This is a genomic window from Enterobacteriaceae endosymbiont of Donacia fulgens (assembly GCF_012567545.1).
Lineage (GTDB): Bacteria > Pseudomonadota > Gammaproteobacteria > Enterobacterales > Enterobacteriaceae.
This window is the reverse complement of sequence record NZ_CP046182.1, coordinates 340,490-351,579: the sequence shown is the minus strand read 5'-3', so window position 1 is coordinate 351,579 and position 11,090 is coordinate 340,490. Positions and strand designations below refer to the sequence as shown.

Below are 11,090 nucleotides of genomic sequence, written 5' to 3'. Positions count from 1 at the left end.
AGGGAAACAACCCAGATCGCTAGCTAAGGTCCCTAAGTTATAATTAAGTGGGAAACGAAGTGGGAAGGCATAAACAGCCAGGATGTTGGCTTAGAAGCAGCCATCATTTAAAGAAAGCGTAATAGCTCACTGGTCTAGTCGTCCTGCGCGGAAGATTTAACGGGGCTAAATTATACACCGAAGCTGCGACAATAAATAATTTTTTTATTGGGTAGGGGAGCGTTCTGTAAATTGTTGAAGATAAATTGTGAAGTTTGTTGGAAATATCAGAAGTGCGAATGCTGACATGAGTAACGATAAAATAGGTGAAAAACCTATTCGCCGAAAGACTAAGGGTTCCTATCCAACGGTAATCGGGGTAGGGTAAGTCGACACCTAAGATGAGGCTGAAAAGCGTAATCGATGGACAACAGGTTAATATTCCTGTACTCATTATTATCGCGAAGGGGGGACGAAGAAGGTTAAATTAGCCAGGTGATGGTAGTCTTGGTTTAAGCGTTTAGATGAATTATTTAGGAAAATCCGGATAATTATAACATTAAGGCGTTATGACGAAATACTTTATTGTATTTAAGTAATTAATACCATACTTACAAGAAAATCCTCTAAGCTCTAAATAATATTGAATCGTACTCTAAACCGACACAGGTGGTCAGGTAGAGAATACTAAGGCGCTTGAGAGAACTCAGGTGAAGGAACTAGGCAAAATAGTGCCGTAACTTCGGGAGAAGGCACGCTGATTGTAAGTGAAAAAATTTACTTTTGAAGCTGAAATCAGTCTAAGATAATAGCTGGCTGCAACTGTTTATTAAAAACACAGCACTGTGCAAACACGTAAGTGGACGTATACGGTGTGACGCCTGCCCGGTGCCGGAAGGTTAATTGATAGGGTTATTATTTTAATAAGAAGCTCTTGATCGAAGCCCCGGTAAACGGCGGCCGTAACTATAACGGTCCTAAGGTAGCGAAATTCCTTGTCGGGTAAGTTCCGACCTGCACGAATGGCGTAATGATGGCCAGACTGTCTCCACCTGAGACTCAGTGAAATTGAAATTGCTGTGAAGATGCAGTGTACCCGCGGCAAGACGGAAAGACCCCGTGAACCTTTACTATAGCTTGATATTGATTAGTAGATATTGATGTGTAGGATAGGTGGGAGGCAATGAAATATCAGCGCTAGTTGGTATGGAGCCACCCTTGAAATACCACCCTTTAATGTTTATTATTCTAACCTAAACCCGTTATCCGGGTTAGAGACAGTGTCTGGTAGGTAGTTTGACTGGGGCGGTCTCCTCCTAAAGAGTAACGGAGGAGTACTAAGGTCAGCTAATCACGGTCGGAAATCGTGAGGTTAGTACAAAGGCAAAAGCTGGCTTAACTGTAAGAATGACAATTCGAACAGATGCGAAAGCAGGTCTTAGTGATCCGGTGGTTCTGTATGATAAGGCCATCGCTCAACGGATAAAAGGTACTCCGGGGATAACAGGCTAATACCGCCCAAGAGTTCATATCGACGGCGGTGTTTGGCACCTCGATGTCGGCTCATCACATCCTGGGGCTGTAGTAGGTCCCAAGGGTATGGCTGTTCGCCATTTAAAGTGGTACGCGAGCTGGGTTTAGAACGTCGTGAGACAGTTCGGTCCCTATCTGCCGTGGGCGTTGGAAGATTGAAAGAATTTGCTCCTAGTACGAGAGGACCGGAGTGAACGTATCTCTGGTGTTCGGGTTGTTATGCCAATAGCATTGCCCGGTAGCTAAATACGGAAAAGATAAGCGCTGAAAGCATATAAGCGCGAAGCTTATCTTAAGATTAATCTTCCCTGAATTTTTGTTAATTATTTACAATAATTCCTTAAGGGACGTTAAAGACTATGACGTTGATAGGCTGGATGTGTAAGCATAGTAATATGTTAAGCTAACCAGTACTAATAAACACCCGTGAGTCTTAACCTTACAACACCAGAATCGTTTAGATTTAATTATTAATTAATTATTTTATAGTTTAATAAATTCCTGGTATAAATAACGCAATGGTACCACCTGAATCCATTCCGAACTCAGAAGTGAAACGTTGTTGTGCCGATGGTAGTATGAGGTTTACCTCATGTAAGAGTAGGTAAATACCAGGAATGTTTTTTTTTAAAATTTTATATTTTATTTATAAATCATAATAATATGCCGGCTTAGCTCAGTTGGTAGAGCAACTGACTTGTAATCAGTAGGTCACCAGTTCAACTCCGGTAGCCGGCATGTGTTTTATTTTTTTTAATATTTTGATAATAAATATGGTGGGATACCCAAGTGGTTAACGGGAGCAGACTGTAAATCTGTCGTCATAGACTTCGAAGGTTCGAATCCTTCTCCCACCAAAGTTTTATTAAAAATAAACTTATGGCAGACATCGTATAATGGTATTACTTTAGCCTTCCAAGCTAATAATACGGGTTCGATTCCCGTTGTCTGCTAAAATAAATTTTATAAATTATGTTATATTATAACATTCATCAATAAAAATAATTTATATAATTAAGCTGATATAGCTTAGATGGTTAGAGCACATCCTTGGTATGGATGAGGTCCCCAGTTCAATTCTGGGTATCAGCAAAGCATATTACTATTTATAGTATTTTATTAAAAAAAAGTAATAAAAGGATAATTACTAATGTTTCTTAAGTTACAAAAAGATTCTACTTTAGAATGGTTTCTTTCTTATTGTCATATTAATAAATATCCAGCAAAAATGATTTTAATTAAACAAGAAAATATTTCTAAAAATCTTTTTTTTATATTAAAAGGAGTTGTTGTTGTTTCAATTAAAAATAAAAATGGTAAAGAAATTATACTTAGTTATTTAAGTACAGGTAATTTTATAGGTGAAATGGGGATTTTTAATAATCATTATAAAGAAATTACATTAGTAAAATTAAAAACAGAATGTGAATTAGCAAAAATTTCATATACAAATTTTCATAATTTAATTAAAATTAATAATAATATTATTATGAAAATTTCTGAACAACTTTCTAATAAGTTACATTTGACATATCAAAAAGTAAATAATTTAGCTTTTTTAGATGTTACTAATCGAATTTCTAAAACATTATTAAATTTAGCTAAATCTCCAGAAGCAATAACTCATCCAGATGGTATGCAAATAAAAATAACTAGACAGGAAATAGGGAAAATAGTTGGTTGTTCTAGAGAAACAGTTGGTCGTACTCTTAAAATATTAAAAAAACGTAATTTAATTTATGCTCATGGTAAAACAATCGTTGTTTATGGGACTAGATAAATTATATTATTTTATTATAATAAATAAAAATTAAAAAAAATCTAATCCAATAACATTATATACTTTTTTTAAAGTAAAATTTGCATGTTTTTTTGCTTTTTTTGCTCCATTAATCATAACATTTTTTAAATATTTTTCATTTTTTCTATAAAAAAAATATTTTTTTCTTAATTTATTTAAAAATAAACATAAACAATTAATAATTGATTCTTTTAAATTATTATAATTTTTATTTTTAAAATTTTGTTCTAATTGTTCTATAGAACATTCAGTTATATTAGCTAATATTGCTAATAAATTAGAAATACCTGGTTTATTTTTTAAATCATATTTTATATTAGGAGGAAAATCAGAATCAGTAATTGCATTTTTAATTTTTTGTTTAATGATAAAATCATCATCAAATAAACTAATAATACTATTATTATTAGTATCTGATTTAGACATTTTTTTTTGGGGATTAATTAATGACATAATACATGAACCATTATTATTATTAAGTATCTTTTCAGGAATAGTGAATGTATTTCCATAAATATTATTAAATCTATATGCAATATTTCTAGTTAATTCAATATGTTGAATTTGATCTTTTCCTACCGGTACTTTATTTGTTTGATATAATAAAATATCTGCTGCCATTAATATTGGATAATTAAATAATCCGATATTAATATTTTTATTAAAAGATATTTTTTGTTTAAACTGAGTCATTCTTTTTATTTCCCCAAAATTAGTAAAACAATTTAAAATCCAATTTAATTGTACATGTTGAGGAACATGAGATTGTACAAAAATAATATTATTTTCAGGATCAATTCCACATGCTAAAAGCATAGCTAAAATATCTAATATATTTTTATTTAAAATATCTTTTTTTTGATATATAGTTAGAGAATGTAAATCAGCTATACAATAAATACAAAAATATTTTTTTTGTAATTTTTTCCATTGACTTAAAGCTCCAATATAATTACCAATAGTTAATAATCCGGTTGGTTGTATACCACTAAATATTATTTTTTTTTTCATAATTTTTTTATAATTATTTTATATTTTTAAAATGTTGTATTTAATTTTAATCTTATATCTTTTATAGTTTTATTATATGATAATTTATTTTTAAATAAAGCTGAACCTATTATAAATACATCTGCTCCGGAAATAGCTATTTTCTTTATATTATTTATATTAATACCACCATCTACTTGTAATAAAATTTTTCTCCTTTTATTATTAATAATTTTTCTAACTTGGATAATTTTTTTATAAATATGATTTAAAAATTTTTGTCCTTCAAAACCAGGATTTACAGACATAACTAATATTATATCTAATTTATGAATTAGATAATCTAAACAGTTTAAAGAAGTAGATGGATTTAAAGCTAATCCTGCTTTACATCCATAATTTTTTATTAATGAAATACTTCTATCTAAATGGTTTGAACTTTCTGGATGTATAATAATACTATTAGCTCCTAATTTTATAAAATTAATAATTAAATTATCTATTTTTTTTGTCATTAAATGAATATCAATTTTACATTTAATATTATTCTCTCTCAAAGATTTTAAAATTAATGGCCCAATAGTTAAATTAGGTACATAATGATTATCCATAACATCAAAATGTATTATATCAACCCCAGCTGTTAAAACATTATTAATTTCTTTACCTAAACATGCAAAATTTGCAGATAAAATAGATGCAGCAATTAGTTTATTTTCCATTTTATTAAGTTCACTATATAAATAATAATTTTAAAATATATTAAAAAATTACATTTTTATTTTCATTAATAGCATTAGAAATAATTTTTTCTGAAATATTATTATATATAATGGCTTTACCAATTTTAATTGGAAGAATAATATGAATTTTATTTTTATTTATTTTTTTATCTCTATAAATATGTTTAAAATATTGTTTTATATGCATATTATTTGGTCCTTTAACTGGTAAATTACATTTTTTTAATAAATTAATAATTCTTATTATATCTTTATTATTTATTAAATTAAGTTTTTTAGATGTTATAGCAGCAATTACTATACCTGCAGATACAGCTTCTCCGTGTAACCATTTACCATATCCTAATTCTGCTTCAATTGCATGACCATAAGTATGTCCTAAATTTAATAATGCTCTTTTATTTTTTTCATATTCATCTTCATAAATTATCTTAGATTTTAATTTACAACATTTACTTATACAGTAAAGTATAGATTTTTTATCTAAATTGAATAATTTATTAATATTATTTTCTAACCAAGAAAAAAATTTTTCATCAAAAATGATACTATATTTTATAACTTCTGCTAACCCGGCTGAAAACTCTCTTTTAGATAAAGTATCTAAACAATTTAAATTTATTATTACAATATTAGGTTGATAAAAACTACCTATCATATTTTTCCCTAAAATATGATTAACAGCTGTTTTTCCTCCTACAGAGGAATCTACCTGTGATAATAAAGTAGTAGGTATTTGAATAAATTTTACACCTCTTAAATAAATAGAAGCAGCAAATCCTGTTATATCCCCTATAACACCCCCTCCTAAAGCAATGAGAGTAGTATCTCTATTATGTAAATTTTTAATTAATGCTGTAAAAATAATATTTAAAGTAATTAATGTTTTATATTTTTCACCATCAGGGATTATAACATAATTTATTCTAACACCCATATTATGAAGTTGATTAAATACTTTTTTAAAATATAAAGAAAAAATTATTTTATTAGTTACAATCATAACACTATCTCCTTTTTTTAAAAAAAATAAAGATAATGGTTTATCAAATAAATTAAAATCAATAATAATTGGATAATTATGTTTTTTTGTTGAAACTAAAATAGTTTTTCCCATATATAATATGTATATCCTTTTAATTTTTTTCTAATAAGTTAATAAGTTGATTAGCAACAATTTTTGCACTTTGTTCATCTGTTTTTATAATAATATCAGCAATTTCGTTATATAAATGATTTCTTTTTTTAGCTAATTTTTCTAATATTTCTTTAGCTAATTGATTTTTATTTTTTAATAAAGGACGTTTTTTATCTCTTTTAGTACGACTTAATTGTTTTTCTATAGTAGTTTTTAAATAAACAACAATACCTCTAGAAGAGAGAAATTTTCTTGTTTCTTTTGATTGAATAGAACCTCCCCCAGTAGCTAATATAATTCCTTGTTTTTGAGTTATTTCATTAATAATTTTTTTTTCACGTTTTCTAAAACCTTCTTCTCCTTCTACATCAAATACCCAATTAATATCAGCTCCTGTACGACGTTCAATTTCTTGATCTGAATCAAAAAAATCCATTTTTAATAAATTTGCAAGATGACGTCCAATTGTACTTTTTCCTGCTCCCATAGGTCCTATTAAAAATATGTTTCTTTTTTCTGCCATTTTTTTATATTATTAATTTTATTATAATTGTGAAAAGAATTCTTATCTTTAAAATTAAAGATAAGATATATATTTTAAACTAGATCATAAAATGATTTTTTAAAATAGTAAATAGTTTATTATAATTAACTTTAATTTTTATATAAATTAAATTTTTAATAAAATTTTATTATTTTAATTATATAAATTAAAATAATTATTTTAATTAATAAAAAGGTAAAAAATTTTTATTAAAAAATAAATTTTAAATAACTTTTTTTATTTAATTTTAAAAGATAAGATAATCATTAAAATAATTATCTTATCTATCTATATATTTATTTGTTAGATAAAAAAGTATTTACACGATTAATAAATTCATGTGGATTATCTAAAGTACCTTTTTCTGCTAAAATTGCTTCTTCTAATAATAAAAAAATAAATTCAGAAAAATATTTTTCATCTTTTATTGTTAAAATTTTTTTTATTAAAATATGATTTGGATTTAATTCAAAATTATATTTTATTTCTGGAATTTCTTGACCTGCTGCAGCAAATAATTTTGCCATTTGAGTACTCATTTCATTTACATCTGTAGTTACAATAGCAGGGGTATTAATTAATCTATTTGTTAATTTAACCTTTTTTATTTTATCTCCTAATAAATTTTGTATTTTTTTTAAAAAAGGTTTAAATTTTTCTTTTATTTCGTCTTTTATGATATTATCATTTTTTTTGATAAATTCATCAGATGAATCATCTTGTTTACTTATTGATTGAAAATTTTTTCCTTCAAATTCAGTAATATAACTCATCATCCATTCATCAATATGATCAATTAATAGTAATACTTCAATACCTTTTTTATAAAAAAATTCTAAATGTGGGCTATTTTTTGCAGAAATATAATTATCTGATGTTAAAAAATATATTTTATTTTGACCTTTTATCATTCTTTGTGAATATTCTTCTAAAGATACATTTTGTTCTGAATTATTATTATATGTTGAAGAAAAACGTAATAATTTTATTATAATATTTTTATTATTTATATCTTCTGCTGGTCCTTCTTTAAAAATTACACCAAATTTTTTCCAAAAATTATTATATATATCTTTATCTTTACTAAGATTCATTAACATATTAAGTACTTTTTTTGTTAATGTTATCTTCATATTATGAATAATACTATTTTTTTGTAAAATTTCTCTTGAAATATTTAAAGGTAAATCATTTGAATCAACTAAACCTCTTACAAATCTTAAATATTTAGGTAAAAGTTGTTCTGCATCTTCCATAATAAAAACTCTTTGTACATATAATTTTAATCCATTTTTATAATCTCGATTACGTATATCCCATGGAATATTTGATGGAATATATAATAAACTAATATATTCTTGTTTGCCTTCTACATGATTATGACTCCAAGTAATCGGATCAAGATTATCATATGTTAATTGTTTATAAAATTCTTTATATTCCTTTTCATTAATTTCTGTTTTATTACGTAACCAAAGTGCTTGCGCTTTATTAACTTGTTCCCAATAGTATTTTTTTTCCTTATCGTTATACATTTTAATCTCTATTGGTAAAGCGATATGTTCTGAATATTTATTAATTATTGTTTTTATACGCCATGTATCTAAAAATTCATCATATTTAGGACGTATATGTAATATAATTTCAGTACCTCTTAATTCTTTATTTATGTTAGCTATATAATAATTACCTTCACCTGTAGATTCCCAAAATACTCCTTTATTTAAAGGTAATCCTGCTAATCTAGTTTTAACAGAAACTTTATCAGAAACTATAAAAGCAGAATAAAAACCAACACCAAATTGTCCTATTAGTTGCGAATTTATTTCTGATTTTTTATCAGAAGATAAATTTAAAGATTTTATAAAATCCTTAGTACCAGATTTTGCAATTGTACCTAAATTTTCAATAACTTCTTCACGAGACATACCAATACCATTATCACTAATAGTAATTAATCTTTTTTCTTTATTTATAGAAATTTGTACTTTTAATACTGAATTATTTTCATATAAATTAGGATTAGATAACGTTTTAAATTTTAATTTATCAATAGCATCAGAAGCATTAGAAATTAATTCTCTTAAAAAAATTTCTTTATTTGAATAAAGAGAATGAATCATTAAGTGTAATAATTGTTTTACTTCAGATTGAAAACTTCTAGTTTCTTTTTTTTCCATAAATGTCTTTTCTCTTGTTTATATAGGACATTAAAATATATTTATCAAATATAATTTATAATTAAATTATAATAAAATATTATTTAATTTTTTGAATATAATTAATAATTATTAAAATATATTAATATTTCTAATATAATCATTTCAAATCCTATTCTAGGATTTGGTGCTAAATGTAAATTTTTTTTTCCTGTATTTAAAATATTATATAAAAATTTTAATTCATTTTCTGAAAAGTTTTTAAGTGTTTTTTGATAAAATATTATTATATCTTTTCTAAAATTTAAATTTCTAAAAAAAGAATCAGAATTTTTATATAAAATTTTAATTTTTAAAATATTATGTATTAACATCATTAATTCTGTAATTATATTATCCCAATTAATATTAAAAACAGAAATTTTATCAATTATACTAAAAATTAAATTATTTTTTTTTGTTTTAAAATTATTTATTAATAAAAATAAATATTTTTTTTCTATTAATCCTAACATTAAATAAACATTTTCTATAGTTAATGAACCCATAGATATTAATTGATCTGTTAAACTTAATGCATCACGCATACTACCATATGCAGCATTTGATAAAATATCTAATGCTTCTTCATTATATTTAATTTTTTCTTTATTTAAAATTTTTTTTAATTGATTTAAAATTATATTTTTTTCTATTAATTTTAAATTAAATTGCATACATCTAGATGTAATAGTTATCGGGATTTTTTGTAATTCTGTTGTTGCAAATATAAATTTGACATATTCAGGAGGCTCTTCTATTATTTTTAATAAAGCATTAAAACTATGTTTTGATAACATATGAAATTCATCAAAAATATATATTTTATATCTCCCTTTAACAGGAAAATAATAAATTATTTCTAAAATTTCTCTGATATCTTCTACTTTAGTTTTAGATGCAGAATCTAATTCAATTAAATCTAAAAAAGAATTATTTTTAATAGAAATACAATTCTCACATAATCCACATGGATTATGTGTAATACCTTTTAAACAACTTAAACCCATTGCAAAAATACGTGCTATTGTGGTTTTACCAACTCCTCTACTACCAGATAAAATCCAAGCAGGATGAATTTTTTTTTTTAATAAACTATACTTAATAGCTTGTATTACATGATTTTGACCAACAACATCATTAAAAGATTGAGGACGCCATTTTATGGCTAAAACATTAGAATTCATTTTTTAATATATTCTAAAAATTAATTAAATAGAACATGACTATTTTTTTACACATATTATATTTACTACAGCTGCTTCTTTCCAGACCTGACTGAGTTTGTAAAATAATATTGTTTTAAATAATCATGTTCCATATGTAGTAATTATACATAAAAAATTATTAATTAGTCAATATATTTATATTAAATAAAATGAAATTAATTATTCAGAATTTATTATACTAATTATTTTTTCAACAAAAATTTTTTCATGAAATTGAAAAATAATATTATATTCTCCTATTTTTTTTAATCCTCCTTTAGGTAATTTTATTTCTTTTTTAAGAATTTCAAATCCTATTTCTTTGAGTTTATTTAAAATATCATTTTTACTAATTGATCCAAACAATTTACCATTTTTTCCTGCCTTAGCTTCAATTATAATTTTTTCTATACGATTAAATTTTTTTAATTTTAATTTTGCTTTATTTAATATATCTAATAATTTAGATTTTTTTTCTAAAAGTTTCTTTTTTAAAAAATTAATATTATTTTTTGTTGCAATAATACCTTTATTTTTAGGTATTAAAAAATTACGTGCATAACCAGGTTTAACATCTATAATCTGAGATTTTTTACCTAAACCTGAAATAGAATCTAATAAAATTATTTTCATTATTTATTACTCTTATTAATTAATAATTCTGTTAAAAATGAAAAATAATAATTTTATAAATTAATTTATTTATGATGATCAGTATAAGATATTAAAGATAAATATCTTGCTAATTTAATAGCTTTAGTTAATTGCCGTTGATATTTTGCTTTAGTTCCAGTAATTCTACTAGGTACAATTTTCCCACTTTCAGTAATAAAATTTTTTAAAAGATAAATATCCTTATAATCAATTTCTTTAATCCCTTCCGCTGTAAAACGACAAAATTTACGACGACGAAAATAGCGAACCATTATATACTCCAAATATTTATAAAATAAATT

General features: G+C 24.7%; 9 protein-coding genes, 4 tRNA genes, 1 rRNA gene, 1 other RNA gene and 3 other annotated features. Of the genes, 6 read left to right on the top strand and 9 right to left on the bottom strand.

Going from position 1 to position 11,090, the window contains the following annotated elements:
* The first annotated feature begins 13 nt into the window (after nucleotides 1-13).
* Nucleotides 14-210, top strand: a sequence feature (23S ribosomal RNA rRNA prediction is too short).
* 76 nt (nucleotides 211-286) lie between these two features.
* Nucleotides 287-1,049, top strand: a sequence feature (23S ribosomal RNA rRNA prediction is too short).
* Nucleotide 1,050: 1 nt separating this feature from the next.
* Nucleotides 1,051-1,940, top strand: a sequence feature (23S ribosomal RNA rRNA prediction is too short).
* A 72-nt stretch (nucleotides 1,941-2,012) separates the two neighbouring features.
* From rrf to crp, 6 genes are all read left to right on the top strand, one after another.
* A 5S ribosomal RNA gene (gene rrf, locus GJU05_RS01760) occupies nucleotides 2,013-2,129 on the top strand.
* A 48-nt stretch (nucleotides 2,130-2,177) separates the two neighbouring features.
* Nucleotides 2,178-2,250, top strand: a tRNA-Thr gene (locus tag GJU05_RS01755).
* A gap of 37 nt (nucleotides 2,251-2,287) precedes the next feature.
* Nucleotides 2,288-2,369 (top strand) — tRNA-Tyr (locus tag GJU05_RS01750).
* 25 nt (nucleotides 2,370-2,394) lie between these two features.
* Nucleotides 2,395-2,465, top strand: a tRNA-Gly gene (locus tag GJU05_RS01745).
* 65 nt (nucleotides 2,466-2,530) lie between these two features.
* A tRNA-Thr gene (locus GJU05_RS01740) sits at nucleotides 2,531-2,604 on the top strand.
* A gap of 58 nt (nucleotides 2,605-2,662) precedes the next feature.
* Nucleotides 2,663-3,292, top strand: a complete 630-nt coding sequence (gene crp, locus GJU05_RS01735) for a cAMP-activated global transcriptional regulator CRP (RefSeq protein WP_208753819.1) — start codon at nucleotides 2,663-2,665, stop codon at nucleotides 3,290-3,292.
* A gap of 30 nt (nucleotides 3,293-3,322) precedes the next feature.
* On the opposite strand, the gene trpS is transcribed toward crp, so the two are convergent.
* The 9 genes from trpS to rpsR all read right to left on the bottom strand — a co-directional run bounded on the left by trpS (nucleotide 3,323) and on the right by rpsR (nucleotide 11,060).
* Complete coding sequence (gene trpS / locus GJU05_RS01730) at nucleotides 3,323-4,324, bottom strand: tryptophan--tRNA ligase (RefSeq protein WP_208753818.1); 1,002 nt, start codon at nucleotides 4,322-4,324, stop codon at nucleotides 3,323-3,325.
* Nucleotides 4,325-4,350: 26 nt separating this feature from the next.
* The gene (rpe, locus tag GJU05_RS01725; RefSeq protein WP_208753817.1) at nucleotides 4,351-5,025 is read right to left on the bottom strand and encodes a ribulose-phosphate 3-epimerase; all 675 of its coding nucleotides are present in this window, start codon (nucleotides 5,023-5,025) and stop codon (nucleotides 4,351-4,353) included.
* 40 nt (nucleotides 5,026-5,065) lie between these two features.
* Nucleotides 5,066-6,163, bottom strand: a complete 1,098-nt coding sequence (gene aroB, locus GJU05_RS01720; protein WP_208753816.1) for a 3-dehydroquinate synthase — start codon at nucleotides 6,161-6,163, stop codon at nucleotides 5,066-5,068.
* Nucleotides 6,164-6,182: 19 nt separating this feature from the next.
* Entirely contained in the window at nucleotides 6,183-6,707 is a 525-nt protein-coding gene (aroK, locus tag GJU05_RS01715) for a shikimate kinase AroK (protein ID WP_208753815.1), read from the bottom strand.
* 317 nt (nucleotides 6,708-7,024) lie between these two features.
* The gene (htpG, locus tag GJU05_RS01710; RefSeq protein ID WP_208753814.1) at nucleotides 7,025-8,908 is read right to left on the bottom strand and encodes a molecular chaperone HtpG; all 1,884 of its coding nucleotides are present in this window, start codon (nucleotides 8,906-8,908) and stop codon (nucleotides 7,025-7,027) included.
* A gap of 101 nt (nucleotides 8,909-9,009) precedes the next feature.
* Nucleotides 9,010-10,113 (bottom strand): DNA polymerase III subunit gamma/tau, encoded by a 1,104-nt coding sequence (dnaX, locus tag GJU05_RS01705; protein ID WP_208753813.1) that lies wholly within the window; start codon nucleotides 10,111-10,113, stop codon nucleotides 9,010-9,012.
* Between the two features lie 32 nt (nucleotides 10,114-10,145).
* Nucleotides 10,146-10,240, bottom strand: an RNA gene (gene ffs / locus GJU05_RS01700) — signal recognition particle sRNA small type.
* A gap of 74 nt (nucleotides 10,241-10,314) precedes the next feature.
* A complete protein-coding gene (gene rplI / locus GJU05_RS01695; protein ID WP_208753812.1) occupies nucleotides 10,315-10,767 on the bottom strand; it encodes a 50S ribosomal protein L9 in 453 nt (150 codons plus the stop codon).
* Nucleotides 10,768-10,832: 65 nt separating this feature from the next.
* Nucleotides 10,833-11,060, bottom strand: a complete 228-nt coding sequence (gene rpsR, locus GJU05_RS01690; protein WP_208753811.1) for a 30S ribosomal protein S18 — start codon at nucleotides 11,058-11,060, stop codon at nucleotides 10,833-10,835.
* Nucleotides 11,061-11,090: the final 30 nt, after the last annotated feature.

Excerpts from the sequence above, each read along its gene's own strand:
- crp (WP_208753819.1), top strand. The coding sequence starts at position 2,663 with ATGTTTCTTAAGTTACAAAAAGATTCTACTTTAGAATGGTTTCTTTCT.
- trpS (WP_208753818.1), bottom strand. The coding sequence starts at position 4,324 with ATGAAAAAAAAAATAATATTTAGTGGTATACAACCAACCGGATTATTA.
- rpe (WP_208753817.1), bottom strand. The coding sequence starts at position 5,025 with ATGGAAAATAAACTAATTGCTGCATCTATTTTATCTGCAAATTTTGCA.
- aroB (WP_208753816.1), bottom strand. The coding sequence starts at position 6,163 with ATGGGAAAAACTATTTTAGTTTCAACAAAAAAACATAATTATCCAATT.
- aroK (WP_208753815.1), bottom strand. The coding sequence starts at position 6,707 with ATGGCAGAAAAAAGAAACATATTTTTAATAGGACCTATGGGAGCAGGA.
- htpG (WP_208753814.1), bottom strand. The coding sequence starts at position 8,908 with ATGGAAAAAAAAGAAACTAGAAGTTTTCAATCTGAAGTAAAACAATTA.
- dnaX (WP_208753813.1), bottom strand. The coding sequence starts at position 10,113 with ATGAATTCTAATGTTTTAGCCATAAAATGGCGTCCTCAATCTTTTAAT.
- rplI (WP_208753812.1), bottom strand. The coding sequence starts at position 10,767 with ATGAAAATAATTTTATTAGATTCTATTTCAGGTTTAGGTAAAAAATCT.
- rpsR (WP_208753811.1), bottom strand. The coding sequence starts at position 11,060 with ATGGTTCGCTATTTTCGTCGTCGTAAATTTTGTCGTTTTACAGCGGAA.